The organism is Candidatus Desulfovibrio trichonymphae (genome assembly GCF_002355955.1).
Classification (GTDB): Bacteria; Desulfobacterota; Desulfovibrionia; order Desulfovibrionales; family Desulfovibrionaceae; genus Desulfovibrio; species Desulfovibrio trichonymphae.
The window spans coordinates 373,898-400,479 of record NZ_AP017368.1; the positions used below are offsets into that span (position 1 = coordinate 373,898).

At 51.9% G+C, this 26,582-nt stretch carries 24 protein-coding genes, 3 tRNA genes and 1 pseudogene; 4 read left to right on the forward strand and 24 right to left on the reverse strand.

Annotation, left to right across the window (positions count from 1 at the left end):
* Nucleotides 1–63: 63 nt before the first annotated feature.
* The 16 genes from rpoB to nikR all read right to left on the reverse strand — a co-directional run bounded on the left by rpoB (nucleotide 64) and on the right by nikR (nucleotide 13,143).
* Nucleotides 64–4,200 carry a DNA-directed RNA polymerase subunit beta gene (gene rpoB, locus RSDT_RS01825; RefSeq protein ID WP_096399328.1) on the reverse strand — a complete coding sequence of 1,379 codons (4,137 nt, stop codon included), beginning with the start codon at nucleotides 4,198–4,200 and terminating at the stop codon, nucleotides 64–66.
* 423 nt (nucleotides 4,201–4,623) lie between these two features.
* The gene (gene rplL, locus RSDT_RS01830) at nucleotides 4,624–5,013 is read right to left on the reverse strand and encodes a 50S ribosomal protein L7/L12 (protein ID WP_096399329.1); all 390 of its coding nucleotides are present in this window, start codon (nucleotides 5,011–5,013) and stop codon (nucleotides 4,624–4,626) included.
* Nucleotides 5,014–5,067: 54 nt separating this feature from the next.
* Nucleotides 5,068–5,595 (reverse strand): 50S ribosomal protein L10, encoded by a 528-nt coding sequence (gene rplJ, locus RSDT_RS01835; protein ID WP_096399330.1) that lies wholly within the window; start codon nucleotides 5,593–5,595, stop codon nucleotides 5,068–5,070.
* 274 nt (nucleotides 5,596–5,869) lie between these two features.
* Entirely contained in the window at nucleotides 5,870–6,577 is a 708-nt protein-coding gene (rplA, locus tag RSDT_RS01840; protein WP_096399331.1) for a 50S ribosomal protein L1, read from the reverse strand.
* Between the two features lie 185 nt (nucleotides 6,578–6,762).
* On the reverse strand, nucleotides 6,763–7,185 hold the full coding sequence (gene rplK / locus RSDT_RS01845) for a 50S ribosomal protein L11 (protein ID WP_096399332.1): 423 nt from the start codon (nucleotides 7,183–7,185) through the stop codon (nucleotides 6,763–6,765).
* Between the two features lie 68 nt (nucleotides 7,186–7,253).
* On the reverse strand, nucleotides 7,254–7,826 hold the full coding sequence (nusG, locus tag RSDT_RS01850; RefSeq protein WP_096399333.1) for a transcription termination/antitermination protein NusG: 573 nt from the start codon (nucleotides 7,824–7,826) through the stop codon (nucleotides 7,254–7,256).
* 9 nt (nucleotides 7,827–7,835) lie between these two features.
* Nucleotides 7,836–8,075, reverse strand: coding sequence for a preprotein translocase subunit SecE (gene secE, locus RSDT_RS01855; RefSeq protein WP_096399334.1), 240 nt, complete (start codon nucleotides 8,073–8,075; stop codon nucleotides 7,836–7,838).
* Between the two features lie 20 nt (nucleotides 8,076–8,095).
* A tRNA-Trp gene (locus RSDT_RS01860) sits at nucleotides 8,096–8,172 on the reverse strand.
* Between the two features lie 43 nt (nucleotides 8,173–8,215).
* Complete coding sequence (gene rpmG / locus RSDT_RS01865; protein ID WP_096399335.1) at nucleotides 8,216–8,365, reverse strand: 50S ribosomal protein L33; 150 nt, start codon at nucleotides 8,363–8,365, stop codon at nucleotides 8,216–8,218.
* A 6-nt stretch (nucleotides 8,366–8,371) separates the two neighbouring features.
* The gene (tuf, locus tag RSDT_RS01870; protein ID WP_096399336.1) at nucleotides 8,372–9,565 is read right to left on the reverse strand and encodes an elongation factor Tu; all 1,194 of its coding nucleotides are present in this window, start codon (nucleotides 9,563–9,565) and stop codon (nucleotides 8,372–8,374) included.
* Between the two features lie 209 nt (nucleotides 9,566–9,774).
* Nucleotides 9,775–9,850, reverse strand: a tRNA-Gly gene (locus RSDT_RS01875).
* A 152-nt stretch (nucleotides 9,851–10,002) separates the two neighbouring features.
* Nucleotides 10,003–10,088 (reverse strand) — tRNA-Tyr (locus tag RSDT_RS01880).
* Between the two features lie 331 nt (nucleotides 10,089–10,419).
* Complete coding sequence (locus RSDT_RS01885; RefSeq protein WP_096399337.1) at nucleotides 10,420–11,313, reverse strand: C40 family peptidase; 894 nt, start codon at nucleotides 11,311–11,313, stop codon at nucleotides 10,420–10,422.
* 93 nt (nucleotides 11,314–11,406) lie between these two features.
* On the reverse strand, nucleotides 11,407–11,499 hold the full coding sequence (locus tag RSDT_RS07725; protein WP_096399338.1) for a flagellar basal body rod C-terminal domain-containing protein: 93 nt from the start codon (nucleotides 11,497–11,499) through the stop codon (nucleotides 11,407–11,409).
* Between the two features lie 415 nt (nucleotides 11,500–11,914).
* Complete coding sequence (gene folE2, locus RSDT_RS01895; RefSeq protein WP_096400395.1) at nucleotides 11,915–12,724, reverse strand: GTP cyclohydrolase FolE2; 810 nt, start codon at nucleotides 12,722–12,724, stop codon at nucleotides 11,915–11,917.
* The gene (gene nikR / locus RSDT_RS01900) at nucleotides 12,724–13,143 is read right to left on the reverse strand and encodes a nickel-responsive transcriptional regulator NikR (protein ID WP_096399339.1); all 420 of its coding nucleotides are present in this window, start codon (nucleotides 13,141–13,143) and stop codon (nucleotides 12,724–12,726) included. Before nikR ends, folE2 begins: the two co-directional genes overlap by 1 nt.
* Before the next feature lie 179 nt (nucleotides 13,144–13,322).
* On the opposite strand from nikR, the gene RSDT_RS01905 reads away from it, so the two are divergent.
* The 4 genes and pseudogenes from RSDT_RS01905 to RSDT_RS07975 all read left to right on the forward strand — a co-directional run.
* Nucleotides 13,323–13,811, forward strand: a complete 489-nt coding sequence (locus RSDT_RS01905; RefSeq protein WP_096399340.1) for a CvpA family protein — start codon at nucleotides 13,323–13,325, stop codon at nucleotides 13,809–13,811.
* A gap of 43 nt (nucleotides 13,812–13,854) precedes the next feature.
* Nucleotides 13,855–14,676 carry a nucleoside triphosphate pyrophosphohydrolase gene (gene mazG / locus RSDT_RS01910; RefSeq protein WP_408606709.1) on the forward strand — a complete coding sequence of 274 codons (822 nt, stop codon included), beginning with the start codon at nucleotides 13,855–13,857 and terminating at the stop codon, nucleotides 14,674–14,676.
* Nucleotides 14,631–16,847, forward strand: coding sequence for a hypothetical protein (locus RSDT_RS01915; RefSeq protein ID WP_145954795.1), 2,217 nt, complete (start codon nucleotides 14,631–14,633; stop codon nucleotides 16,845–16,847). Before mazG ends, RSDT_RS01915 begins: the two co-directional genes overlap by 46 nt.
* Nucleotides 16,848–17,153: 306 nt before the next feature.
* Nucleotides 17,154–17,332 (forward strand): annotated as a pseudogene (locus tag RSDT_RS07975) (IS481 family transposase); the annotation flags it as partial.
* A gap of 100 nt (nucleotides 17,333–17,432) precedes the next feature.
* Here the strand turns inward: RSDT_RS07975 and RSDT_RS01925 are convergent.
* From RSDT_RS01925 to RSDT_RS01960, 8 genes are all read right to left on the reverse strand, one after another.
* The gene (locus tag RSDT_RS01925) at nucleotides 17,433–17,825 is read right to left on the reverse strand and encodes a hypothetical protein (RefSeq protein ID WP_096400397.1); all 393 of its coding nucleotides are present in this window, start codon (nucleotides 17,823–17,825) and stop codon (nucleotides 17,433–17,435) included.
* A gap of 18 nt (nucleotides 17,826–17,843) precedes the next feature.
* On the reverse strand, nucleotides 17,844–19,109 hold the full coding sequence (locus RSDT_RS01930) for a phenylacetate--CoA ligase family protein (RefSeq protein WP_096399343.1): 1,266 nt from the start codon (nucleotides 19,107–19,109) through the stop codon (nucleotides 17,844–17,846).
* 80 nt (nucleotides 19,110–19,189) lie between these two features.
* Nucleotides 19,190–21,022 (reverse strand): glutamine--fructose-6-phosphate transaminase (isomerizing), encoded by a 1,833-nt coding sequence (gene glmS, locus RSDT_RS01935; protein WP_096399344.1) that lies wholly within the window; start codon nucleotides 21,020–21,022, stop codon nucleotides 19,190–19,192.
* A gap of 43 nt (nucleotides 21,023–21,065) precedes the next feature.
* Nucleotides 21,066–22,577, reverse strand: coding sequence for a peptidylprolyl isomerase (locus RSDT_RS01940; RefSeq protein ID WP_096399345.1), 1,512 nt, complete (start codon nucleotides 22,575–22,577; stop codon nucleotides 21,066–21,068).
* 284 nt (nucleotides 22,578–22,861) lie between these two features.
* The gene (gene rho / locus RSDT_RS01945; protein ID WP_096400399.1) at nucleotides 22,862–24,112 is read right to left on the reverse strand and encodes a transcription termination factor Rho; all 1,251 of its coding nucleotides are present in this window, start codon (nucleotides 24,110–24,112) and stop codon (nucleotides 22,862–22,864) included.
* 220 nt (nucleotides 24,113–24,332) lie between these two features.
* Complete coding sequence (locus RSDT_RS01950; protein ID WP_096399346.1) at nucleotides 24,333–24,839, reverse strand: CarD family transcriptional regulator; 507 nt, start codon at nucleotides 24,837–24,839, stop codon at nucleotides 24,333–24,335.
* A 211-nt stretch (nucleotides 24,840–25,050) separates the two neighbouring features.
* Nucleotides 25,051–25,674 (reverse strand): aminoacyl-tRNA hydrolase, encoded by a 624-nt coding sequence (gene pth, locus RSDT_RS01955; RefSeq protein ID WP_096399347.1) that lies wholly within the window; start codon nucleotides 25,672–25,674, stop codon nucleotides 25,051–25,053.
* Entirely contained in the window at nucleotides 25,664–26,440 is a 777-nt protein-coding gene (locus RSDT_RS01960; RefSeq protein ID WP_231941882.1) for an alpha/beta hydrolase, read from the reverse strand. The genes pth and RSDT_RS01960 overlap by 11 nt, the downstream gene beginning before the upstream one ends.
* Nucleotides 26,441–26,582: the final 142 nt, after the last annotated feature.

The following is a 26,582-nucleotide window of genomic DNA, read 5'->3' on the forward strand; positions in this document are numbered from 1 at the left end:
GTTTTCCCTGCTTTGTAAAAACTTGAAGAACGTTTGTCAGCAATCAGCAGCAATAACAAGATGTTATTCAGCCTCGTCGTCGTGCTCCTGCATGTAGCTGACATGTTTTGACTTTTTTTGGTCTTCTTCCTGATGGAGGGAGACGTTCAATCCGAGACTCATCAGTTCTTTAACGAGCACATTGAAGGATTCCGGCAGGCCGGCTTCGAGAAAATTGTCGCCCTTGACAATTTTCTCGTACATTTTAACGCGTCCGGCCACATCATCTGATTTGACAGTGAGAAATTCCTGAAGAAGATAGGCTGCGCCATACGCTTCCAATGCCCATACCTCCATTTCTCCCAAACGCTGGCCGCCGAACTGGGCCTTGCCGCCTAAAGGCTGTTGAGTAACGAGAGAGTACGGCCCGGTGGAACGAGCATGAATTTTCTCGTCCACAAGGTGATGCAGCTTGAGAAGATACATCACGCCTGTTGTGACGCGATTTCTGAAGGGGACACCGGTGCGGCCGTCGTACAAAACTGTTTTTCCGTCGTTTTCAAGGCCGGCTTTGTCCATCCACGCCCATATTTCCTCTTCCGTAGCGCCGTCGAAAACCGGAGTTTTTGTCACAATGCCGTTTTTGAGTTTTTTGACAGCGGCAATGAATTCGTCATCGTTCATGGCGTCCACAAGGGCATTGACATCCGCCGACGCAAAGACATCCTTGACCTCTTTGCGCGCGGTTTGCAAGGCGGTGCCGGAATCAACAAGCTGGGCCATCTGGCGTCCAAGCTCTTTTGCCCCCCATCCAAGATGGGTTTCCATAATCTGGCCAATATTCATGCGCGATGGAACGCCCAAGGGATTAAGCACTATGTCGACAGGTCGGCCGTCAGCGAAAAACGGCATGTCCTCTTCAGGCAAAATACAAGAAACCACGCCCTTGTTCCCGTGTCTGCCCGCCATTTTGTCGCCTACGGAAAGTTTGCGTTTAATGGCTATGTGGACTTTGACCATTTTGATTACGCCGGGCGGCAGATCATCACCCTCGGTGACTTTACCGCGTTTTGCGTCATAAATGGACTTCAGAAAGACAACTTCCCGATCATATGACTTCAGCAGTTCAGCAACCGTATCATTGACGGCATTGTTCCTGAAAAGGCCGGCAAGTTTTTTGACGGGGAGCAGCGTCAGATGTTCTGCGGCAAGCGCTGTCCCCGCTTCAACAAACACTTCGCCTTTTTTCTTGCCCGGCACGGAAACAGCCGTCTGCCGGCCTAGGACAGAACCGGCGAGAAGATCACGCGTTCTGTTTGTCAGCGAACGGATATGGTCAGCTTCTTTTTGATCAAGTGCCGCGATATCGTGCGCTTCAATGGCGAGAGTGCGATCGTCCTTTTCGCCTGAACGGCGGTTGAAGACTTTGACGTCAATAATCGTGCCTTCAACGCCTGGTGGAACCTTGAGGGAAGTATTTTTAACATCACGGGCTTTTTCGCCGAAAATGGCCCGCAGGAGTTTTTCTTCGGGAGTCAGCTGCGTTTCGCCCTTGGGCGAGATTTTACCGACAAGAATGTCGTCGGGCTTGACAGAGGCGCCGATGCGGATGATGCCGCTTTCATCAAGATTGCACAGCATGTCTTCACTGACGTTGGGGATGTCGCGGGTGATTTCCTCCGGCCCCAGTTTCGTGTCGCGGGCCACCACCTCAAATTCTTCAATGTGTATGGAGGTAAAAATGTCTTCTTTAACCGTTCGCTCGGAAATGAGGATCGAATCTTCATAATTGTAGCCGCACCAAGGCATAAAGGCCACAACAAGGTTTTTGCCGAGGGCCAGTTCGCCATCGTCAATACCGGGACCGTCTGCCAGAATTTGACCTTTTTTGACAAATTGACCTGCATGACAGGTTGGTCGCTGGCCGAAGCAGGAATTCTGATTTGACTTATGAAATTTCAGCAGGTCGTATGCGCGCACGCCGCCCTGTTCCGGGTAAAGATCGCCATGATAAGCCACCACGATACGGTCAGCGTCGGCATACTCCACCTTGCCGTCGGCAGGCGCGACGATGCATGCCCCGGAATCACGGGCAACGTCAACTTCCATACCGGTGCCCACAAGCGGTTTTTCAGAGCGCAGCAGGGGTACGGCCTGCCGCTGCATATTTGATCCCATAAGCGCGCGGTTTGCATCATCATGCTCAAGGAAGGGAATCAATGCGGCGGAGATTGAAACCATCTGGCTGGGCGAGATGTCCATAAGCGTCACTTCATCGCGGGGGCGGATTTCCACTTCGCCCCTGACGCGTACGGTAATAAATTCGTCCACCAGGCGTCCGTTGTCGTCAAGACGCGCGTTTGCCTGGGCAACCACTTGATCACTTTCGTGCGAGGCGTCCAGATGGATGACTTCACTGGTAAGCTGACCTTTCCGAATAACCCGATACGGTGTTTCAATAAATCCGTAGTCATTGACTTTCGCGAAAGTGGTCAGTGAGACAATCAGTCCGATATTCGGCCCTTCCGGCGTTTCAATGGGACATATTCTGCCGTAGTGGGAAGTATGAACGTCCCGCACTTCAAAACCTGCGCGCTCGCGCGTCAGGCCGCCCGGGCCAAGCGCGGAAAGACGGCGTTTATGCGTGACCTCGGAGAGCGAGTTTGTCTGGTCCATAAACTGGGAGAGCTGCGAGGTGCCGAAAAATTCTTTCAGCACCGCAGCCACAGGTTTGGGATTGATGAGATCATGCGGCATGAGTGTGGAAATTTCTTGGAGGCTCATGCGTTCCTTGATCGCCCTCTCCATGCGCACAAGGCCGATACGGTACTGGTTTTCCACCAGTTCGCCAACAAGTCTGACCCTGCGTTTGTCCAGATGGTCAATGTCATCTGCCGAACCATGGGTGTCTTTAAGTTTAACAAGAACTTTAATGGACGTCAAAATATCTTCATCAGTCAAAGTGCGCGTCCGGGCGGATTCATTACGGCCAAGCCGCTGGTTCAACTTATATCTGCCGACAGGAGAGAGATCGTAGTAGTTTGAATTTCTAAAGAGGTTATCAAAATAATTTGCCGCAATTTCCGCCGTTGGGGGCGGAGAAGGCCGCAGACGCCGGTATATCTCTTCTTGGGCTTTTTGCTGGTCGGGAATGCGATCCAGAACCAGTGTGTCGCGAATAGAGGAAGACGTGCCGGCGCCCTTGGTGTGCAGCACAGCTATGCGTTGAATATTCGCCTCGCGCAGACGCTCCAGAAGGCCAGGCGTTATTTCGTCAGCCGCTTCTGCCAACACTTCGCCGGTTTTGCCGTCGGTTGCGTCTTCAGCAAGGAACATGCTGTCCAGCAGGTCAGGCCGCACTTCAATTGCTTGAATTCCCGCTTCACAGATCACGCGCCAGCTTCGTTTTGTGATAGGCTTGCCGGCCTTAACGATTATTGTTCCATCAGGGGCAACAATGTCGGTATAGGCGTTATCTTTGCGGTAAAGATCTTTTTTGACTTCCCAAAACAATCGGTTGTCCTGCAAGAAGTAATGTTCACGATTATAAAAATAATCAAGTACTTGTGCCTTATTCATCCCCATGGCTTTCAAGAGAATGGTGGCGGGCATTTTTCTGCGCCGGTCAATACGGACATACAGTATGTCTTTGTGATCAAAGTCAAAATCAAGCCATGAGCCGCGCATAGGTATCACGCGGCAGGAGTACAGCACCTTGCGGCTTGTATGTGTTTTGCCGCCGTCGTGTTCAAAAATGATGCCGGGAGAACGTTGAAGCTGGTTGACTATCACGCGTTCTGTCCCGTTAATAATAAATGTGCCTTTTTCCGTCATCAAGGGCAGCGTGCCGAAATAGATGTCCTGTTCCTTGATGTCACGTATGGTCTTGTTGCCGGAGACTGCATCAGCGACATAGACGATAAGACGCATTTTTATGCGCACAGGGGCTTCATAGGTCAGCCCTTTGGCAATACATTCAGCCTGATCATACTTGGGTGTGCTTATTTCATAACTGACGAATTCCAGTCTGGCGGTTTTATTGAAATCTTCAATGGGGAAGACAGAATGGAAAGTGCCTTCCAAACCTTCGTCGCGATTTCGTTCCGCATCAGAAACACCTTCCTGGAGGAATTTTCGATAGGAATCTATTTGTAGATTCAGTAAATGAGGAATAGGAAGAGAAACTTTGATTTTGCCAAACTGTTTGGTAAGCTGATCCATGAGCACCTCAAATCAGGTAACGGTTGCGTCCCGGCAGCGCGGGAGAAAGTGCCGTTTGACGCCGATGGAAAATTTTAAAAAATTCTGCGGGAACAATCAGCACTCAAAGCAGGGGGGCATGAAAGCGCGATGCCCCAAGAAACGAAATTTCCATGACATACATTGAACATATCATAATAAACGAAATATTTATTTTTTGCAAGGGCTTTCGTGTTGAGAGAGATTCATTTTTGCAATGATTTGATAGTGATAATTAATTGTTTTTGCTTGATAAAAATATCATAAAGGCGAAACTCTCCGTGTTGAAGTTTTTAAGCTGACCGTTGCAGCGGCAAAAAAGTAAAAGCATGGCGAAACATACGGTTTCGCCATGCCACAATGTGTGTAACGCCTGCGTCAGGCCCGTGAGACCTGAAGACGGATTTACTTGACTTCGACGGTTGCGCCTGCGTCGGCAAGCTGTTTTCTCGCTTCTTCAGCTTCTTCCTTTGAGACCGCTTCTTTAATAGTTGAAGGAGCGCCGTCAACTTTTTCCTTGGCCTCCTTGAGGCCAAGGCTAGTCAAAGCGCGAACCGCTTTGATCACGTTAATTTTGTTGGCGCCGGTTTCTTTGAGGATCACATCGAATTCAGTTTTTTCTTCTTCTGCGACTGCTGCGTCAGCGTCAGCTGCGGGCACCGCCATTACCATTGCCGCGGCTGGCGCTACAGCAGATACGCCAAATTTCTCTTCCAGCTCCTTGATGAGCTCTGAAAGTTCGAGCACAGTCATATCAGAAATAAAGGCGATAACTTCTTCCTTGGTTAGGGACATGGTAAACTCCTGATTTTTGGCAGTTAAAATTTAAACTGTTCTCGCCGAAACGCGTTACGCGGCCGCATTGTTCTTTTGTTCTTCAATGCCTTTTAAAATATAAAGGAAACCGCGTAACAAATTGGCGAACAGCGACACAAAACTAGTGGGCACGGCGTTTATGGTGCCAAGCAGCTGGGCAAGCAACTGTTCCCTGCCGGGAAGCCTTGCCAAAGCCTCAACCTGGTCTGCAGTCAGTTCCCTGCCTTTCAGATCGGCACAGCGCAGCTTGAACAGCTTGCTCTGCTTGACAAAATCATTGAGCGTCTTGGCCACCGCCACAGGATTTTCATGGCCAAGGGCCACGCCGCAGTTTTCATGGAATTTATCCTTGATCGCGTCGTGTGTGCCGCCGGTGAAAGCAATGCGAGCCAAGGTGTTTTTAACGATATGATATTCGCCGCCTGATTTTTTCAGGCTCACCCGAAGGTTCGTCAGCTCTTCCACCGTCATTCCCTTGAAGTCGGTCAGAACCGCAAAAGAAGCCTTGTCTGTTTTTGTTTTGATGGCTTCTATAATAACGGCTTTTTCAGACCTGTTCACGTGACACCTCTCACATTCAGGGTTGTCGGATGGAATGCCGAGTCAAAGTTGAAGCGTCTGGACAGGAATTTATGGGTTTTGCCCGCCTGTCGTCTTCGACTCGAATTCCGTATTCCTCTGCCAAGGTTGTTGTTACAACCAGTCGGGGCAAATTAACACGGGAGATGTCAATTTGCCTTGGAAGGATTTTATTAAAAATCCTTGCCGGGATCTTGCCGCAAGGCAAATGTATTGCGCCGCAAGCGGCAAGCTGAAGCATAAGCTGTTTCGGATGTCAGCCCTCAAGAAATTTTTTAACCATCGGCATGTCAATCTTGAAACCCGGCCCCATCGTTGTGGAAACGGCCATTGAATACATATACACGCCTTTTGCGGCAGAAGGTTTCAATCGGGTGACAGCTTCAAGCAACGCTTTGAGATTACCGAGAATTTTTTCAGCACCAAAAGAGACTTTGCCAAGAGGAGCGTGCAGCACGCCTCCTTTGTCAACTCTGAATTCAACACGGCCGGCTTTGAGTTCAGCAATAACCTTGCCTACTTCAAATGTGACTGAGCCTGTTTTGGCATTGGGCATCAGGCCGTGGGGGCCAAGCAGACGGCCGATCTGACCAACAAGCGCCATAACATCGGGTGTGGCAACTGCTGCATCAAATTCACGCCAGCCTTCTTTAATTTTTGCGACAAGTTCTTCTGCTCCAACAGCGTCGGCGCCAGCTTCGCGCGCCTCGGTTTGCTTTTCGCCTTTACAGAAGACGGCCACCCTGACGGTTTTGCCAAGGCCGTGGGGAAGTGTGACCGCACCGCGTACCATCTGATCCGAGTATTTGGGGTCAACACCTAAACGTATTGCAACATCAACAGATTCGTCAAATTTGGCAAAGGAGACGTGCAGGGATTGATTTACAGCATCTTCAATACCATAACGTTTCTGTGGGTCAAGACCTTCCAGGGCCTTGGAAAATTTTTTGCCATTTCTGGGCATGATTCATTCCTTGTCGTTTTGTATCTCCCGCCGTTTTCAGATGTGGATAAAAACAGCAGTACAATTAATTTCAACGGAAAATCGCGGAAAGGCCGGCCGCCGCGTCAGGGGCCTCGGACTTTCCGCCGCATGCAGGACGGCTCGTTGTACAAGGTTCATTTATAGGTCAAAAAGCCTGAAGCGGGTTATGTTATATCAATGCCCATGCTGCGTGCGGTGCCTGCAATGGATTTAATCGCAGTTTCCAGAGAAGCGGCATTGAGGTCAGGCAATTTCATGCGCGCAATTTCTTCTGCCTGGGCGAGGGAAATTGCACCCATTTTATTTCTGTTGGGTTCTCCGGAACCCTTTTCAACTTTGGCGGCCTTCATAATCAAGACCGCGGCAGGCGGGGTTTTGGTAATGAATGAGAAGGAACGGTCAGCATAAACTGTAATGACCACAGGGAGGATCATTCCTTTTTGGTCTTGTGTACGGGCATTGAATTCTTTGCAAAAACCCATGATGTTCAAACCGTGCTGACCAAGCGCCGGGCCCACGGGAGGAGAGGGATTCGCCGCGCCGGCGGGTATTTGCAATTTGATTCTGGCAACTTCTTTTTTGGCCATTTGCGTTATCCTTCATCGCTGTATGCGGTATGAGCGTGTGCACCAAAGGTGTACCCACAGGGCAACGTTTACCCTTTTGAAACCTGCACAAAATCCAGTTCCACCGGCGTCTGACGGCCGAAAATGGAAACAGAAACACGCAGTTTACCCTTGTCGTAGTTAACATCTTCCACCATGCCGTTGAAGCCTCCAAACGGCCCATCAATAATGCGAACTTCGTCGCCTCTGTCAAAATTGAACTTGGGCCGCGGCGTTTCCTGTCGTGTTTCCATCAGCTCCAGAATACGCTCGGCCTCAACATCGCGCATGGGAGTTGGGCGATTTTTGCCGCCAACAAAACCTGTCACCTTGGGGATGGATTGCACCAGGTGCCAGGAGAGATCTGTCATAATCATCCGCACCATGATATATCCGGGATATATCTTACTCGTTGTTGTGCGTTTTTCACCGCCTTTGGAAAGTTCAACCACCTTTTCAGTAGGGAGAACTATTTCTTGGATAAGACCCTGATCCTGACCGGTGCGGATCATTTCACTAATGGTTTTTTGCACCCGCTGCTCAAAACCTGAGTAGGTGTGCACAATGTACCAACGCGATTTTTGGTCTAGATCTGAATTTTCATCAATGACGGAATCTTTCATAACAGCCTTTTAAGACAGGATAGATTTGATCAGAGCTGACAGACCAAGATCCGCCAGCCCGAGAATGACGGCCATCACGGCTACAAAGCCCAATACAGCCAGAGTGGCTTTTCGCGTCTCGGGCAATGTGGGCCAAGTGATTTTGCGCAATTCAGCCTTTGCGTCCTCCGCATAGCGCGCAAAACGCATAACAAGATTCAAGGCATTATCCGATTTAAGTTCAGTGGGTTGATCCTGTTTTTTTGTCATGGCGCCGCCAGGTAATTAAATGGCAGGGCAGGAGGGATTCGAACCCCCAACTTGCGGTTTTGGAGACCGCCGCTCTAACCGTTGGAGCTACTGCCCTGCACTTGTTGTTCGAGGGCATGGTGCCCCTTGAACGGATGAAGTTATCTGGTTTCACGATGCAACGTATGTTTTTTGTCCCATGGGCAGTATTTTTTCAATTCAAGACGCCCTGTGGTATTTTTTTTGTTTTTTCGGGTGCTGTAGTTGTGTCGTTTGCACTCTGTGCAGGCAAAAATAATGTTTACTCGCATACGTTATCACTCGATGATTTCAGTAACGACACCTGAACCCACAGTGCGCCCGCCTTCACGTATGGCGAAACGCAGACCACCTTCCATGGCGATGGGGGCGATGAGTTCGACAATGAACTGCGAATTGTCGCCGGGCATCACCATTTCCACACCTTCAGGCAAGTTGATGATGCCTGTGACGTCCGTTGTGCGGAAGTAGAATTGCGGACGGTAGCCGGAGAAGAACGGTGTATGACGTCCGCCTTCTTCTTTGGAGAGCACATACACTTCCGCTTTGAATTTTTTGTGCGGGGTAATGGATTTCGGTGCGGCCAGAACCTGACCGCGTTCCACATCATCACGTTTTGTGCCGCGCAAAAGAGCGCCGATATTATCGCCGGCCTGCCCCTGAACAAGGAGTTTGCGAAACATTTCAACGCCTGTGCAGGTGGTTTTCTGGGTTGGCTTGATACCCACAATTTCGACTTCATCACCCACCTTCAGGACGCCGCGTTCCACACGGCCTGTTACCACTGTGCCGCGACCGGAAATAGAAAAGACGTCTTCAATGGGCATGAGGAAGGGTTTGTCAATATCGCGTTGCGGTTCAGGAATAAAATCGTCGCACGCCTGCAGAAGATCTCCAACGCATTTTGCTTCCGGCGCATTGGGGTCGTCGCATTCGAGGGCCTTCAGCGCGGAGCCGCGGATAATAGGCACATCATTGCCGGGGAAATTATAAGAAGACAGCTTCTCGCGAACTTCCAATTCCACAAGTTCCAGCAGTTCTTCGTCGTCAACTAGATCGCATTTGTTCAGAAAGACCACAAGATGGGGAACGCCAACCTGACGAGCCAGCAGAATATGCTCGTTGGTCTGCGGCATGGGACCGTCGGTGGCGGCCACAACAAGAATGCCGCCGTCCATTTGTGCGGCGCCGGTGATCATATTTTTGATGTAGTCGGCGTGACCGGGGCAGTCCACATGCGCGTAATGCCGTTTTGCCGTTTCATATTCCACATGCATGGTGGCGATGGTAATGCCGCGTTCCCTTTCTTCAGGGGCCTTGTCAATTTCATCAAAAGAAATGAATTTGCCTTGACCCTTCAGAGCGGCAATCTTGGTGATGGCTGCTGTCAGGGTTGTTTTTCCGTGGTCAATATGACCGATAGTGCCGATGTTGACATGAGGCTTTTTGCGTTCATATTTTTCCTTGCCCATTTGTCCGTCTCCCTAAGAAAAAAGTTTATGGGGTTTCTTGCCCCGCATTGCCGGGCTCCCGCGCTGTCAGGAGGGGCATGTTCCTCGCGCAAGATTCATGGTGTGACAAACCCCCGTCAGACGGGTGTTGCCGTTGCCTGCACTGACTCCCTGATGGCAGGGAACACATATGGGCCGAGGCAAATTGGAGAAGGCAGTCATTGCGGGTGTGGAGCGGGAAACGGGATTCGAACCCGCAACCCTCAGCTTGGAAGGCTGATGCTCTAGCCGTTGAGCTATTCCCGCACGCCGGCGATGCTGTCGCTGTGCGTCAGGCATCCAAGCCTGACGGCTATACACCACACCGTAGTTCTCCGACAGTTACGCTGTCTCCTACAGCCAAGGCAATTTATTCAATCATCACGTAACATTTTATGAAAAGCCGTAGACGAAAATGGTGGTGGAGGGGGGTGGATTTGAACCACCGAAGTCGTACGACGACAGATTTACAGTCTGTTCCCTTTGGCCACTCGGGAACCCCTCCGCACATCGTTTTCCCACTCAGCGTCCCACTTGCAGGGGCGCGACTGGAAAATATTTATAATCCCGGAAAAATTTTTGCAAATATTCTTATTTTTAAGGAACACATTAAATCAGGTGTCTATAATTTTACTAGGTTTCCGTCAAGCCTTGCCGAAAATTATTTTTTAGCGGTTGCCGGAATCGTGCATGAAGACAATGGGATTTTCTTCCCTCTGCGCGGCGGGCACACGCGGGGCTGTCGCTTCATCCGGTTCGCAATGTCCACAGGGCGCACAAAGCTTTTGCAGGGTTTGCGCTGGGCAGACAGACGCAGCATAGCTGCATATGGCTTCCTATGATTTTTTTGCTTTCTGCCTGATTTTCTGCGAAGTTATGTTTTTTAGTCCGTTGCCGACATCCGCGAGACTGTTTTTTGCTTTCTTCCGTTCGACGGTCGCGGTTCTTGACTTGGAGGGTTTACTTTTTGTATCGACGTTGGCTGATGCGGATTTTTTAGACGACGCCACAGGAGAACGATCGCCTTTTTCCGCGTTCTTGCCGGCCCTGTTGTTCACGGCAAGCTGTGTCGCTTTGCCGGGTTTGCCGGACTTGACGTCGCGCCGGTTTTTGACGTCGCGTTTTTTATTGGTCGTCAGGTCTCGCAGGGTTTTTTCTTCTGTGTAATCGTTGAGGCGGTTTTCCGCCTGTGCCATAAGGTTTTCATTGCCGTCAAAGCTGACGCGTCGCGCACCAAGAAAATTTTTGTTGAAATAAGGGTCGTCAAGCGAAGTGATGCGCACGGATGTGCGGCGGTGTGGGCTGTGTATAAATTTGCCGTCACCCACATAAATGCCGGTATGGTAACCGCGGCGCGGATGGTGGAAGGCGACGATGTCGCCGGCGCGCATATCTTCAGTCTTCCCAATTTGTCGGCCTATGCCGGATTGTTCCCTGGCTGTGCGGGGTAAAGCCACCCCTACGCTTTTGTATGCCCAGCTGACAAAGCCCGAGCAGTCAAAGCCACCTGGGGTGATGCCACCGCGCACATAGGGCACACCGATAGCCGACTGCGCTTTGCGCAACAGACGAAGGCTGGCCTGAGGCTGGTTCTTGTCGAAGGAGGCTTCATAAGTATGGTGGAATTGCGCGTTGCGCACGTCTGTCTGCTGAGAACCCTGTTTTGCCGCACAGCCGAAAATGAAGCTCATACCCATCAACAGCGCACACACTCTCAGGTGTTTTACCATCCGTACTCCTGTTTTTTGCGCCCCTGCCAAAGCGCTGCACTGAAACCCGGAGCAACGGCAAGTATAGTTTTGCCCCGGCTGTCTTTCAGGTTCTTAATCCGGCAAGGTGTCCAGCATGTCACCGGCGGTGCGGATGATTTTTGTGTTGGTCTCAAAGCTGCGCCGGGCGATGATCATACTTGTCATTTCACAGCCGATATCTGTGCCTCCGGGGCATCACACTCAGGATGCGTTGTCGCAGCTCCCGCTTCGTCGTGACGTAAAGTCTGGCCGGAGGGCGAGGCCGCTTTGTGCTTCAAGGGGAATGGGTCTGGCGAGGCCATTGCCCTGCAAAATCATTTCCATTCCATTTTCACGCCCACGCTGTCTGGCCCTGTGGCGACACCACGCTTTGCGGTTTAAAGCCGACCGTGATGCCATTGACCATTGTGCGCTGTCATAGTCATGCCTACGGAATAGGCATTTAGTGCCTGCGTTCCTAGCTCATGCTTGACGTCGATCATTCATATCACCCCGTGAGCCAAATTAGCACAAACAGTTTTCAGGCGCAAACAGTTTTTCAACGGCCGGCACGATATTTACCTTTTGGGTTTTTTGGGTTTTATGGTGATTCTCCGTGCTGTTGCCCTGCGGCAGCGCGATTGACGCTACGTTCTATACGAGCGAAGGCATTGTGGCTGTGGATGGACTCCATGCTCTCCACTTCCACGCTGAACCACTCCACGTGCTCATGTGCGAAAAGCCGTTGCGCCACATTACGTACGACATCTTCCACAAATGCCGGGTGAGCGAAGGCGTGCTCGGTGACAAATTTCTCGTCTTCGCGTTTGAGCAGTGTATACACGGCTGAAGAGCCGGATTCTTCAGCCATTTCAATAAATTCTTCCAGCCAGGAAAAACCGGCCATGCGCACGTTCATACGCACAATGGCGCGTTGGCTGTGCGCGCTATCACGGCTGATTGCCCTTGAGCAGGGGCAGACCGTCATCACTGGCACATCCATTTCCAGCAGAAAGGACTGTCCGTTTTCATCCAGTTCGCCTGTCAGGCGGCATTCGTACGGCACAGAACTTTTGCTGCATGAGGCGGGGGCCGTCTTGCGGATGAAATAGGGAAAGCAAAAGCGCGCATAGGCTCGTTGCGCGCCCAGACGGTTTTTGATGTTTTCCAGCAATCGGCGCACGGACTGATAGTTTATTTCATCGTCCCAGGCGTTCAAAGCTTCCACAAAGCGGCTCATATGGGCGCCCTTGAAGGCCGAAGGCAGGTCAACGCCCAGATCCACCAAAGCCACTGTCCGTTGCGTGCCATCTGAGCGGTCGCGCACGAGAAGCGGCAGCTTGAGCTCGCGTATGCCTGCCCTGTCAATATTCAGGGGCACGGCGGGACTGTAATTTTGCACATCTTCCATCACACCAGATCTTGTCCTGTCGTGGTCAGAGTGAATGTGCCGTGTTTGACGCCCTTGCAGGAGATCAGCCTGTCGGCAAGCACGTGCACGCGTGCGGTTTGCCCTTTGATTACAAGAACTTCAAGACAATTGTGATGATCAAGGTGTACGTGCAGTGTAGTTACAATAATATCGTGGTCGCCATGCTGAATGTTCATAAGCCGCCGTGCAAGGTCGTTTTTGTGGTGATCATACACAAGCGTCAGTGTGCCGGCCTGTTCGTCCTGGGCCTCCCGCCAGGTTTCTTCTACCAGAGCCTTTCGGATCAGATCCCGTATGGCCTCAGAGCGGTTTGAGTAGCTTTTGCGGCGGCAAAGCCCGTCGAACGGCTCCAGCAGAGCTTCATCCAGCGAAACGCCAAAACGCGCCAGTTTGCCCATAGCTTTTACCTTTAGTTAAAATATAAGCCATCCCCCATGCTGAACTTATCGAAAGAATAACCAAATGTGTCTGTTCTGTACAGGAAAATAGAAACGAGCGTGTCAGGGTGACTCATCGCGCATTGTCACTTCGCCGGGCTTCTGTTATGGTGGAGCATTGCACAATTGCTGGAGTGCGTATGGGGCAGAATATTTTTGATCTGAGTATTGTTCTTGTTCTGGTTTTCTTTGCCGGGCGGGGTTTTGTGCGGGGTTTTGTGGGAGAAATGGCCGGTCTTGTTTCTCTTGTGGGCGGCTTTTGCGCCGCGCACGCGTGGCACCCCTTGCTAGCCCCGCGCCTTACGGCCATCAGTGACCCTGCCTGGCGGGGTATTGCCGCGTGTGTGCTTATTTTTCTGGGTGTTATTCTCCTTGTGTCTTTGTTGGCCCGAGTGCTGCAAAAAATTCTTACATTTTTCTTTGTTGCCTGGGCGGACAAATTGGCGGGAGGTTTTACCGGACTAGCCAAAGGTGCTTTGCTGTATGCGCTGGCGCTGCTTGCGCTGCAAAATTTTTTCTACAACGAACCCTTTATGCAGCAATCGCGCGTGCTGCCATATTTTAACGCGTTGATGGAACAGGCGCAGGGCTGGTTGCCTCAGGACATGCGCGCCCGGCTTGGCATTTGACGGACCTGTTTCCGTGGTGCGTGGAAACGTCCCTGATTCATCAATGGTTATTAAACGTGGTGGAAGTATGGAAAACGTGTTGGAAGAATTTCTGGCAGTTATTGACAAGCTCACCGGACCTGACGGTTGTCCCTGGGACAGGGAGCAGACGCCGGAAAGTCTGGCGGATTATATTATTGAAGAAAGCCATGAACTTGTCAGCGCTATCCGCTCCGGCGACCTTGCCGATATTTGTGAAGAAATGGGGGATGTGGCGTTTTTGCTGCTTTCTGTCAGCCGCTTGTATGAAAAGCGGCGGGCATTCAGTTTTGGCGACGCGTTGAACGTCGGCAGGGCAAAGATGCTGCGCCGCCATCCGCATGTTTTCAGCAACACGGTTTTCAGCGATCTCAACGAGCAGCTGAAAGCTTGGGAACAGATCAAAAGAGTGGAACAGGCTGACGCAGGCAGGCAGCAGGGGATTTTCGCCGGCCTGCCGGACTCTCTGCCGCCTCTGATCAAAGCCTACCGTATTCACTCCAAAGCCGCGTGCGTCGGCTTTACTTGGGAAAACGATGCAGATGTGGAACAGCAGGTGGAGGCTGAATGGCTGGAATGGCTTGACGCCGCCGCAAATGGTGACGAGAGTGACCGCATGCGTGAATTGGGCGACCTGCTTTTCATTATTATTGAGATGGGCCGTCGCAATGGTATCAAAGCCAATGAAGCACTGGATCTGGCGGTGAGGCGTTTTTTGCGGCGTTTCGTTTTTATGGAGAAAAAAGCCGGCGAGCGCAGTCAGGATTTTGCGGCTCTGACGCTGGAGGAAAAAGAGGCCCTGTGGAATATGGCCAAGGCAGAAGAAGTCTCTGCCCCACAAGCGTAACGGAAGTCGTGCTGCAGGTGCTGTCGATAGTGACGTGGGCCTGTTATGGTCGTTTTATCGTGAGCGCGGCGCGTGTCACGACTGTTTTGCTGCTGACATTGGCTGTTCTGACGGCCTGTGCGCCGCGCCGGCATGCCGGCGCGCCCGGAAGAGCTTTTGCGCAGGCAGGCGCGAAAAAAGAACTGCCGAGGGCAGAACCCGCGTATTTGCAATGGCTTGAGCGGCAATCTATGCTTGGCACCGCGGCGCAGTTGATAGCCGGAATTTCCGGAACGCAGGTGCTCTGGCGCAACAGCGCCGTCTCGCGCCGCGCGCCCGTGCTGCTCAGGGCGGCGCCCAACTGGTTCAGCGTCAATCCCCATGCTGTCAGCGCCGGACAGCCGGTTTTCAAGGCGCTTGCCTCTCCGGATTTTCTGGATTTTTTGTCCAAGGCGGGCATGAACGGGCTGTATGTGGCCCCCAGCGGCGAGCACGGCGATATATGGGGGGCTTTAACGTCGGTGGCGTCGGACGGGGATAACATCACATCCTTTCATTTTGATCCGATTCTTGGTGATGAGGCGGACTTTGAACAGCTGGCGGAACGTCTTGACCAACTTCAGATACAGATGGGCGGCGATCTGCCCCCGGCCGCTACCGGGCTTGGGCCGGATTTTATGCTTCAGGCGCGGCAGGCTGCCCGCTTTGACGGTGTCTACGCCATGGTTTCAGCGCCGCAAAAAAAATGGAACTTGCTGCCAACGGTGCAGTCTGAATGGGATTGCCGTCCTCTCGTGCCTGAAGCGGCAACGAGCTTTGCGCAAGACGGTCTTTTGCCGGAATTACTAATCCGTGATCTTCTGCCTTGGGCCACGCCGGGCGGATGGGCTGTTACCGGGGCAGTGCGCGGAGCTGACGGTCAGACGCGGCGCTGGATATACCGTTACAGCGGCGACGTTTCGCGGCCTGTGCTGCTCTGGCAGGACCCTTCAGGACAGGCCCGCCGCATTTTTTCAGCTGCCGTTATCCGACATACGGGCATGCAAAGGCAAACGTTGACGGGTGTCAAGCTGGAAACCCTGATGGGGCTTGACGCGCGGCAGACGTCTTTCGCCGGCAAGGGATCTTCACAGGACGCGGAAAGCGGAGTCGCGCTGTGGGACGAGCTGTCGCCTGGGCCTGAAGCTTTGAATGACATCAGTCGTGAGACGCATCGCTACGGCGGTTGGATTGTGCAGGCCGATGTACTGCCTCCCTCGCTTACTGCCTCTGTGCTTGCCGCGTCTGTGGATTTTACAAAAGACACAATCGCCGCACCCGCCGCGGCGTATGCCCTGCTCAGCGCCGACGCGGCTCCGCTTGCGGCGCTGTTGCGGATATCCTTGGCGGCGGGGGTAGACCACAGCCGTATTGCGCGCGGTCTGAATGACTGGCAGCATGTCGATTGGCGGCCTTTGCTGGACTTGCCGACAGGCCGCAATCTGGCGCAAAAGGCCCAGAATCTTTCCGGCGGATCGCCTGACGGTTTGTGCCGCTGGTCAACGCCGGCCTCTGTCGCCGCGCGTGCGTTGCATTTTGACGCGGTACAGGCTGCAAGCCCCGATAACGTGGAGATTATGCGCAGAACCTGTTTTTCTTTGCTCGCTTGGCGGACAGGTTTGCCGGGGCTTGTCTTTGTCAGCCCGCAGGATTTGACAGGCGCGCTTGATCTGGCAGTGCCCCAAGATGGCTTCCCGGCAAGTTTCGGCGCGGCGCCGCTTTGGCAGGCGAACGGCCTTTCCCGGCAGGGCAGGCCGCAGGCGCGTTTGCTGTTCGGCGCATTGCAGAACCAGTGGGCGGACGACACAAGTTTTTTGCAGAGTATGAGCCGTGTTATGCGCGTCCGCCAGAAGTCGGGTCTGGCTGAGGGGAGCCTGCTGGCGGTGCTGTCCGGGCCTTCCGGCTGTATTGCCGCGTTCAGCAGACTGCCGGACGGCAGGCATTGGCTGCTCGCCACCAATTTTTCCGCAGAGCGCCGCCTTTTTCCGGTGCGTTTACCTGCCGGCGTAGCGGCGGATGTCGCGCGCGATGTTTTGGATCATCAGATACTGCCTCTGCACGGAGGCATGCTTGAACTTGTGCTTGACGCCCGTCAGTCCCGGCATATTTTGCTTGGTAAAGAAGGGACAAAATCTGAAGGGGCGACGTCATGACACAGGAGAATTCTGCCGTTGAATCCGGCGCGGCTGAACAGGTCGTAACCGCTGTGTATGCTGACGAAAAGCCGACAATGACGCAAAAAAATTTTGAAGGCGCAAGCAGTGCGGACCGTTGTTCTTGCTGTTCGTGCTGGCGCTGCATGCCTGGCCCCTGATTTTCGTCAATATGCTTATTGCCCACACGAAGCGCAGAGCATTCTCATTTTTCATCAGGCGGTTGAGAACTGCAGAGAGGCCTGCTCCGTTCGCTGGGGATGCAGTGCAATTGACTACCTTTTCATTATTGCTGGCCTTTATTGCCAATCTTATCTTGTCGGCTGTTTCCACCTGGATATTGCGGAAGTACAAACGGAAGAAGGCAAACTGTACCTTTTTGTCGGAATTGACAGAACGTCAAAGTTCGCATACGCAGAGCCGTATATAGAAGCACCACGAGCAACAGCGAAGAATTTTTAGAGCATCTCATTCTCTCGGTGCCGTTAACGGCATTTAGTCCTTTATGGCCTTTCTTCAACTTGCCGTCATTTTGTCTTTGGTTAAAATGAATGTCGACAGAACCTAGTGTTTTTTTGCTTTTTTTCAGGCGAAATTTGCCCTTTCTCTTGCCAGATGATCAAGAAAGATAAGTAGATCGTCTGGCTGGCCTTGTTTGTGATCTCCGGGATAGAGAAGGGCGGACATGTAAAAAACGGAGTTAAGCTGTAGGGCGTTTTGCGCACTGGCGGCAAAGCGGTTGAGATCTGACGCCAGGTTGAGACGGACTTCCTCCGGCAGTGGTTCAAGCAGGGTTTTTGCATCCTCGTGCAGTGTGGATAAAAGTTCTGCCTTGTCGCGCATCTTCTGATTGTGACCCTCTGTGTCCCCCGCATCAAGACAACTCAGCGCGCCGGCCTCCACTTCCATAATGCGGGAATGTCTCTCTCGAAGCCATTGGACAAGCATGTTCAAATGTACGGCAACCTGATCAGGCATGATGTTTTCCATGTTTTTTTAATCCCAGTGGCGCTTGTCTTCAATAGGCCGAATCTGCGGCGGCAGGCTGCCGGGCGGCAGTATCAGTAATTTGGGCCGCAGTTTGATTTTTTCACGGAACTGGTGCAGCAGATCATCTTCCCGTTTAAAGCCGCTTGTTTCAATAAAGAGCGTCATTTCATCCATGCCGCCTGGGTTGGTAACTTCAATAACCCAGCGTTTTATTTCTTCAAAACGGCTCAGAACCTGTTCAACCTGATGTGGATAAACAAACATGCCCATGATGCGGGCTGTTGTGTCAACTCTGCCTACAATGTTGCCCAGTCGCGGATTTGTCCGGCCGCAGGTGCAGGGGCTGCGGTCAATGTAGGAGAGATCTCCCGTGGCAAAGCGTATCAACGGATAAGTCTTATTAAAAGCTGTGACGACAATTTCCCCGACTTCGCCATCCTTCAGCGGGATGCCCGTGTCGGGGTGGCATATCTCCACATAGCAGCGGTTTGCTATATGCAGTCCGGATTTGTGAAAACATTCATAGCCGATACAGCCCACGTCAGCCGTGCCGTAACCCTGACGCATAATCAAGTCATATTTTTTTTCCATCTGGGAGCGCATTTTTTCAGAAAGCCGCTCGCCTGTAGCCAGCGCAATTTCCAAAAAAAGATCTTTGCGCAGATTGAGTCCTTTTTCTTCGGCTTTTTGCGCAAGGTGCATAAGAAAACTTGGCGTACCGACATAACCGGAGACGCGCAGTTTCTGCATGATATCAAGTTGCGTTGCTGCCTCTGATGGGCCAGCGGGTATGACGGCGCAGCCCAGATTGCGCAACGGCTCTTCAAACATCAGCCCGGCCGGCGAAAGCTGGTAGTTGAACGTGTTCTGCACAGCGTCACCCGGTCGAAAACCAACGGAATAGAGTGCTTCCGTATATCCCCAGTAGTCTTCCCCGTGGTCTTCCGGGTCGAAAATGGGGCCGGGCGAAAGGAAAACGCGTTTAAGATCGCCGATATCCTTTGTTAAAAGCCCGCCAAGCCTCGGGCCCATGGATTGCAGAAAAATCAGTTCTTTCTTTTTCAAAATAGGAATATGCTTTATGTCCGAGAGGGATTTAAATTTTTCGACATTAAACTGCGCGCGGTCAAAGCGTTTTTTCACGTCTTCGGAATGGCGGTAGGCGTAGAAAAGCAGATCTTTAAGCTGTACAAGGCAATATTGTCGGCGTTCGCTTTCATCATACACTTCACGTCGATTGTAGATGCCTTCTGTGCGGTCTTTACGTGTCATAAATCATTCGCCTCGAAAGAATGGTGAAATGGCTGGACGTTATGAGATGAGCGCCATATTGCAAGCCGTTATTTATCGCCTTATTCCACAGTGACGCTTTTAGCCAGATTGCGCGGCTGATCAACATCCTTGCCCAGATAGTCCGACATTTCGTAACTGAAAAGCTGGAGGACAGGTAAAATCATAAATCCGACAAGAGGTGCCGCCACACGGGGGATTATCCAGATTTCGTCTGCAGCCAGCTCCATGCCTTCATTTGTCAGCGCAATAATTTTGCCCTGGCGTGCCTGTACTTCGGTAATATTGGATTTGACCTTGGGGAAAAGCGCGTCGTCCGGCGCAAGGGCAAAAGTGGGGAACAGTGCGTCAACAAGGGCTATAGGGCCGTGTTTCATTTCTCCGGCAGCATAGCCCTCCGCGTGAATATAAGAAAGTTCTTTGAGTTTTAAAGCTCCTTCTAGGGCCAGCGGGAAACAATGCCCACGACCGAGATAAAAAAAGTTCCGTGCCTGCGAGTACTTGCGTGACAGTTGGCGCGCTTTTTCGTGCATTGACGGCAGATGCGTGTCAAGCAGGGCCGGCAGCGTCTCAAGAATAGTGATCCATTTACGGCGCTGGCCTTTTGTCAGTGCGGCGGCATTATTGCGCCGGCCGCTCCAATACAAGGCCAGCAGGGCCAGCATCAACATCTGGCTGCACATTGCCTTTGTTGACGCAACGCTGATTTCATGGCCGGCCTGCGTGTATATTACTGCTGAGGCCTCGCGTGCTATTGACGAACCGACCATATTACACAGGCCAAGCACGGTTGCGCCATGTTCACGGGCAATGCGCAGTGCGGCAAGAGTGTCTGCCGTTTCTCCGCTCTGGCTGATCACCAGCATCATGTCATCCGTCTGCAGCAGCGCATCTCTGTAGCGAAACTCTGAGGCTATTTCCACCTGCACCGGGACATGAGCCCAGTGTTCCAACAGGTGTCGCCCCCAGAGCGCTGAATGGTAGGATGTACCGCAGGCTACAATGTGCAGGCGCTTGGGTATGGGAAGATCTTTCAATTCCGGTAGAAGAACCGTGTCGCGTCCGGTGGTTATCCGTCCTGTCAGCGCATCTGTGATGACGCGCGGCTGCTCAAAAATTTCCTTAAGCATGAAATGGCGGAATCCGGTTTTTTGTGCGGCCTGCATATCCCACAGTATTGTCTGCGGATCATGCTTGGCAGGCTGTAAATCTGCAAGATGCATAATTTGGTAGTCCGTAGATGTGGCTTGCACAATGTCGCCGTCATCCAGAAAAATGACCCGCCGTGTATAGAGCAAAAAAGCCGGAATGTCAGAAGCCACAAAATTTTCACCTGTACCGAGACCGAAAATGAGCGGCGCGGACATGCGCGCCGCATAAAATGTGCCGGGTGCGTCGCGTTGTATGAGGCAAACGGCATACGCCCCGTGAGCTTCTCGCAATGCGCCCGCCAGCGCATGCAACAAATCCGGCTCGCTCTTGCGGCGTTCGGCAATCAGGTTGACGAGGACTTCAGTATCTGTCTCGGAATGAAAGATATAGCCTTTTGTTGTGAGATCTGCTTTGATTTCCTGATAATTTTCAATAATGCCGTTGTGTACTATAGCCAATGCGCCGTCATTGGAGCAATGCGGATGGGCATTTCGCTCGGCAGGTACGCCATGCGTGGCCCAACGTGTGTGGCCAATCGCGCAGGTGGCTGTTGTGACAGGCTCGTCAGCCAGTTTCTCCTCAAGAGCGGCCAGTTTGCCCTTGGATCGTATGACACGCAGATCATCCTGTCGCATAAACGCCACTCCTGCGGAATCATAGCCGCGGTATTCCAGACGACGCAGCCCTTCTGTCACGACCGGCACTGCGGGCCTGTGCCCTGCATACCCGATTATGCCGCACATATAATTTCTCCCGTTTTATCGTTTAGTATTAGATTGATTGTGATTATAAGCCGTTGCGATCGACAATATCCTGATTGAGGACTTCCACTCTGGCTTTTGAAAGAAGGTTGAGCATGAATACCTGGGCCAGACCGTCAACGCGTTCTTTGGCGACAATATTGCCCATCAGGCTTTTTATGCCGTCCCATTCCTTGATGTCCGGCTTTTCAACGGTTTCAATGCGGCAGAGCAGTGCGCCCGGGCCTTCCGCATTGTTGTTAACGGAAAAGACCGTGGGCAGCCAGGCACCGGGTTCTGCAGAAAAAATGGCTTTTGACATGTCCGGATTGGGAGCAAAATCCAGCAAATCACCGCCTCTTTGTACAGATGCGGTTTTGATTTGCAGGTTTTTGTTGCTTTTTGCATTCCCGAGTGCGCCTGTCAGCTCCTTGCTGATAAGGGTGGCACTGTCTTGCGCTGATTTAAGCGCACTTACCGCATGCATACGGGCAAGGACTGTGCTTCTCACCGCATTGAGCTGTTGCACCGCGGCAGGCTCTGTTTTCAGTATTCTGACTGCCAGATAATTGTCGCCGGCTTCCAAAATTGTGTCAATCGGCGTCCCGGCGCTGCTGGCAATCAGCAGGGCGGCAGTCTCGGTTGAAAGGCCAAGCGTTTTTTCCAGTTCCACCTGGGTTGCGAGACCAGTCTGTTGCGCCGTCAAACCAAAGCGGGCCGCGCTCTGGTTGAGAGGTTTATTGAGGATGTTGTCTTCCATCAGGCTGTCCAGAATCTCGTGCAGTTTGTCGGCGTCTTGTTTTGCGGTCTCTGCTGTTGCGGAATCTGTATTCTTTAGCGCCGATTCCGGTTTTACAAGTACATATTCAATATCAACCTTGGGCGGTACTTGAAAATCCTGCTGATGAGCATCGTAAAAAGACTGAATCTCCGTATCGGCAGGCGATACTGAGGCGGTAAAATTTTTTGCGGGCAGAAAAATATAGCTGATCAAACGTTTTTCACGAAGAAAATTGTAGCGTTTTTTCGCTTCGTCCATATCTGGCCAGACCGGGGCTGTGAGCATGGCATAAATTTTGTCACGCAACAGCGAAGCGTTCATATCCTGTTCATACTGGTTTATGCTGAGCCGCTGAGCAGAAAGGATGCGTTTGTATGTCTCGGGATCAAAGCGCCCCTCTGCATTCTGGAATATTTTGATTTGTCCCGCAGCTTGACGCAGTTCAACAGGAGATATCGTTATGCCGGTTCGGGCTGCCTCTTGCACCAGAAGCAGTTGAAAAATAAGATCTTGAAGCACCTGTCGACCCAGATGCGTCATTTTCAGCTGCTCGCGTGTCAGACCTGGATTTTTGCTCAAGGCAGTTTCTTCCGCGTTGCTATACGCCCGTTCAAACTGTTGAACATGTATGGGGTCGCTGTTGACGGTAGCAACCGTGTTGACGGAATTTCCGTCACTGAAACTGCCGACGCCCCAGAAAACAAAAACCAGAATGATGATGCCGAAAGCCAGTTTAATGCCGAAAGACTGGGCGTTGGAACGTATATAGTCAAGCATGGGAACTCCGGTTCGCTGAATTGTATTTTTGCAGAATTATCTATAATAAAAAAATTTTTGAGAGGAGTCAGTGCCGTGGAAACTCTTTCTGTCCATGAAGGGATGGCCTTCGGCAAAAATTTCGGCGTGCTCATCGCCGTTTTTGTGTTTGCTCTGGTTGGAACACTGGCCTATAGTCCGATAGTCTAGGAAATGACCAGCGAGCCGAATTACGACGAAGTGAGGCTGCTGTCAGAAAAACTGAAAAGCTGATCCGAACACTGTTTTGACCGGCTTTTCTATGCCTATTTGCCCATAGCGTTCATAAAATCTTTATTGGATTTTGTGCTCCGCATTTTGTCCAGAAAAAACTCCATGCTGTCAATGGATGACATGGGGGCCAGAATTTTGCGCAAAATCCAGACGCGATTGAGCACATCCTCCGGCAGGAGCAGGTCTTCCTTGCGTGTGCCGGTACGATTGATGTCAATGGCGGGGAACACGCGTTTTTCAGAAAGATGACGATCCAGATAGATTTCCATATTGCCGGTACCTTTGAATTCCTCAAAAATCACTTCGTCCATGCGCGAACCTGTATCAATCAGCGCTGTCGCTATAATTGTCAGACTCCCGCCCTCTTCAATATTGCGCGCCGCGCCGAAAAACCGTTTGGGTCGTTGCAGGGCATTGGTGTCCAGACCCCCTGAGAGGACACGGCCCGACGAAGGTGTTACCGCATTATAGGCGCGGCCGAGGCGAGTAATGGAGTCAAGCAGAATAACCACATCGCGCTTGCGCTCCACAAGGCGTTTTGCTTTTTCCAGCACCATTTCACAAACCTGCACGTGTCGCTGTGGCGGTTCGTCAAAGGTGGAGCTGATGACTTCCGCCTTTTTAACCGTGCGTTCCATATCCGTGACTTCTTCAGGACGCTCGTCAATAAGCAGTACAATGAGGTAGACGTCAGGATTGTTAGCGTTGATTGCGTTGGCAAGCGACTGGAGCAGAATGGTTTTGCCGGTTCGCGGCGGTGCTACAATCAGTCCGCGCTGACCACAGCCGACGGGCGCCATGATGTCAATAACGCGGTTGGAGAGATTTTTATCGCCGTTTTCCATAATGAGCTGCTGGTCAGGGTATATAGGCGTAAGATTGTCAAAAAGGACAAGATTTTTTGCGTGTTCCGGCGGCTCAAAGCCGATTTCCGTGACTTTGAGCAGAGCAAAATAGCGTTCCCCTTCTTTGGGGGGGCGTATCTGGCCAGAAACAATGTCGCCTTTGCGTAAGGAGAAACGGCGTATTTGTGAAGGAGAAACGTAAATATCGTCAGGCCCAGGCATATAGCTGCACAACGGCGAACGCAAAAAGCCGAAACCGTCGGGAAGAATTTCCAGAACGCCATCGCCGTAAATAGCGCCGTTTTGCGAAGCACAGGTCGAGAGTAGGGCAAAAATCAATTCCTGCTTACGCATGGAACTGGCGTTTTCAATCTCAAACTGTTCAGCAAGCTCCATCAGCTCTTGCATGCTGCGTGTTTTGAGATCTGTGAGACTCATGACGCTGTCTGTCAAAATGGCTGGAGATGTTTTTTTTCTCACATAACTATCCAATTTTTAAATAATACGAAATAAACCGTCAGCAGAGCCACCAAGCGCAGGGGGTATTGAGATTGAATGGTAAAGGTGAAACGCTCCTGTGCAGAACCGCTAAAAACAGAATAAAAAAAGCATGTTGTCAGACAGCCTGACCGGCAGCGCTGTCACCGCCTGTCAGCGGTCATGCTTTTTGACGACAGAATTGGACATAAACTGCAAAGAGTTCTGATCGTAGTGCCTCTTCAGAAATATTGAGCACTTCAGATAGCTCACCTGTAACGAGACTCATGGCCTGTTCTTGCAGTCGGCGTTCACCGAAGGAGAGTTCTTTCGTTTTTCCAATCAGCAGCAGTTCTCTCAAAACCTCGGTAACCACCAGAATATCAGGGCTTTTCAGACGATCGGAATATTCACGGAACCGACGGTTCCAATTCTGTCCCGTATACACAATTTTATCCGTATCATTGCGCAGACTGTCCAGCATGCCGAGCGCTTTTTGAGATGGCACCAGAGGGCGCAGGCCGACTTTGAGCGCATTGTCCACAGGCACCATCAGGGTAATGTTGTTCGCACGGATGCGGACTATGTAAAACGAACACGGAACGCCATTGATATGCTGGCTGTCGATGCGTTCTATTTTACCCACGCCCTGTGCTGGATAGACTACAAGTTCGTTCGGTATGAACATGATTTTAACATGATTTTACCACGAGCGCTATACTTGCTGATTACTAATTTGGCGCGATTATAAAGACATTTATAATCCATGAATTATACATAGAACAAATCAGAAGAAAATCAACTGTGCAACAAGTATTACGCCATTTGCGGGTAACAGTCCAGATAAAAAATGAAATTTTTATGTATGCGGGATACGGATACCTTTTTTAGGGTATTCGTTAACCAGTACAGGTATCAGACGTTTGCGTTGAGGCGGCGCGTGCCGTTCTGGTTGCCGCTTCCTCGCCTTTGCCTGCAAAGATAAACAGGACGTCAAGTGCCTTGGGCAGCATGGCGTCCAGAATGGCCGCATCCGCAGTGTCCGGATGGCCCAGGACCCAGCCGAGTACATTCCCCCTGTACGGCGGGTGGCCGATGCCCATACGCAGCCGGCAAAAATTCGGCGTGCCAAGTGATTCCGTGATGGATTTAAGACCATTGTGCCCGGCATTCCCACCGCCGCGTTTGAAGCGCAATGCCCCGGCAGGGATGTCCAGTTCGTCGTGGGCCACGAGCAGATGATTGGTTGTAAGCTTGTGCCAGGCAAGCAATGGTTGTATGCAGCATCCGCTTGAGTTCATAAAGGTCAGCGGTTTCGCGGCAAGCCAATGGCCGCCCAAACGGGGCAACCGGACGCGAAAGAGTTCGCAGGAAAATTTGGCGCCGTTCATCCGGTCAACGCAATCTTCACGTTCGGCCAGTCCGATGAGCATGGAAACAAAGGCAAAGCCCATATTATGCCTTGTGGCTTCATACTCGCGTCCAGGATTGCCAAGGCCTACAAGCAGACCTTTATAGTCCATCCTCAGCTCCTCGGCGCGTGAGCCGTAGCGGCAGTTGTAAGCTGGCGCAGGCTGTCGCGATAATGCAGGCCATATACCTGCAAAGCGACGGGCACATGGCGGCCAGATGTCCACCGTCGGGCAGCCAGATCATGGTTTTGTGCGGCGCGTCCAGCAGGTTGAATGTTTCATTTATGAGTTCCGGCGTAAACAGGGCGTCGTTGCGCGCATTAAAAAAATACAGTGGGCAGCGCAGATGTGGAGACAGCGTCGCGTTGAAAAGACCGGCCAGAAATGTGAGGGGATAGCTCCAACGTATTTTTGAAAAATCAATGGATGCGCATTGCGCGCCTGCGCTGATGCGACGCAGAGAGAGATAGGCCGCCACAGGTATTGGCAGCCAAGGGAGAAAACGGGCCATCCGGTTGATAACGTTCATCAGACGTTCACGACGCCCGGCAAATGCGCGGAAGAGCGTCAGGCTGACAGCCTTGGCCTGCTGCGGCAGGACGCCGCTGATAGGGAATACCGCCGTCAGTTTGTGAGATGCGGCGGCGTGGGCAAGGGCCAGTATGCCCCCTTGGCTGTGCCCGCAGACAGCAGGAGATGTAAACCCAGCGTTGGACAGCCATTGTTCTGCGTCCAGCCCGTCGTGCAGCAGATCGTCAAAACTGAACGATGACGTGTGAGGGTTAAGACCATGGCTGGTCAGATGCAGAGCGGCTACTGTTAAACCTGCTTGATGCAGGGCCGAGAGTAATGGCCTGTACTGAAACGGTGAGGACATGGTGCCGGGATAGAATAGCAGTGCTCCAGCGTTCTCATTTGGCCAAAGTTCAATGATCAGTTGTCGGCCACGTTGCCGCAACGTGTGGCTGCGTATGGTGTATTTCGGCATGGGTGCAATGTCAGATGTGGCTGTATAATAA

Bases quoted from the DNA above. Each gene is read 5' to 3' on its own strand.
- rplL (WP_096399329.1), bottom strand. From the start codon at position 5,013: ATGTCCCTAACCAAGGAAGAAGTTATCGCCTTTATTTCTGATATGACT.
- rplA (WP_096399331.1), bottom strand. From the start codon at position 6,577: ATGCCCAGAAATGGCAAAAAATTTTCCAAGGCCCTGGAAGGTCTTGAC.
- tuf (WP_096399336.1), bottom strand. From the start codon at position 9,565: ATGGGCAAGGAAAAATATGAACGCAAAAAGCCTCATGTCAACATCGGC.
- secE (WP_096399334.1), bottom strand. From the start codon at position 8,075: ATGACAAAAAAACAGGATCAACCCACTGAACTTAAATCGGATAATGCC.
- pth (WP_096399347.1), bottom strand. From the start codon at position 25,674: ATGGACTATAAAGGTCTGCTTGTAGGCCTTGGCAATCCTGGACGCGAG.
- RSDT_RS01930 (WP_096399343.1), bottom strand. From the start codon at position 19,109: ATGACACGTAAAGACCGCACAGAAGGCATCTACAATCGACGTGAAGTG.
- rplK (WP_096399332.1), bottom strand. From the start codon at position 7,185: ATGGCCAAAAAAGAAGTTGCCAGAATCAAATTGCAAATACCCGCCGGC.
- nikR (WP_096399339.1), bottom strand. From the start codon at position 13,143: ATGGGCAAACTGGCGCGTTTTGGCGTTTCGCTGGATGAAGCTCTGCTG.
- nusG (WP_096399333.1), bottom strand. From the start codon at position 7,826: ATGAAAGATTCCGTCATTGATGAAAATTCAGATCTAGACCAAAAATCG.
- glmS (WP_096399344.1), bottom strand. From the start codon at position 21,022: ATGTGCGGCATAATCGGGTATGCAGGGCACAGGCCCGCAGTGCCGGTC.
- rpmG (WP_096399335.1), bottom strand. From the start codon at position 8,365: ATGCGAGTAAACATTATTTTTGCCTGCACAGAGTGCAAACGACACAAC.
- rho (WP_096400399.1), bottom strand. From the start codon at position 24,112: ATGAGTCTCACAGATCTCAAAACACGCAGCATGCAAGAGCTGATGGAG.
- RSDT_RS01950 (WP_096399346.1), bottom strand. From the start codon at position 24,839: ATGTTCATACCGAACGAACTTGTAGTCTATCCAGCACAGGGCGTGGGT.
- RSDT_RS01885 (WP_096399337.1), bottom strand. From the start codon at position 11,313: ATGGTAAAACACCTGAGAGTGTGTGCGCTGTTGATGGGTATGAGCTTC.
- folE2 (WP_096400395.1), bottom strand. From the start codon at position 12,724: ATGGAAGATGTGCAAAATTACAGTCCCGCCGTGCCCCTGAATATTGAC.
- mazG (WP_408606709.1), top strand. From the start codon at position 13,855: ATGGTTATTAAACGTGGTGGAAGTATGGAAAACGTGTTGGAAGAATTT.
- RSDT_RS01960 (WP_231941882.1), bottom strand. From the start codon at position 26,440: ATGTCCTCACCGTTTCAGTACAGGCCATTACTCTCGGCCCTGCATCAA.
- RSDT_RS07725 (WP_096399338.1), bottom strand. From the start codon at position 11,499: ATGACAAGTATGATCATCGCCCGGCGCAGCTTTGAGACCAACACAAAA.
- RSDT_RS01940 (WP_096399345.1), bottom strand. From the start codon at position 22,577: ATGCTTGACTATATACGTTCCAACGCCCAGTCTTTCGGCATTAAACTG.
- RSDT_RS01905 (WP_096399340.1), top strand. From the start codon at position 13,323: ATGGGGCAGAATATTTTTGATCTGAGTATTGTTCTTGTTCTGGTTTTC.
- RSDT_RS01925 (WP_096400397.1), bottom strand. From the start codon at position 17,825: ATGCCTGATCAGGTTGCCGTACATTTGAACATGCTTGTCCAATGGCTT.
- rpoB (WP_096399328.1), bottom strand. From the start codon at position 4,200: ATGGATCAGCTTACCAAACAGTTTGGCAAAATCAAAGTTTCTCTTCCT.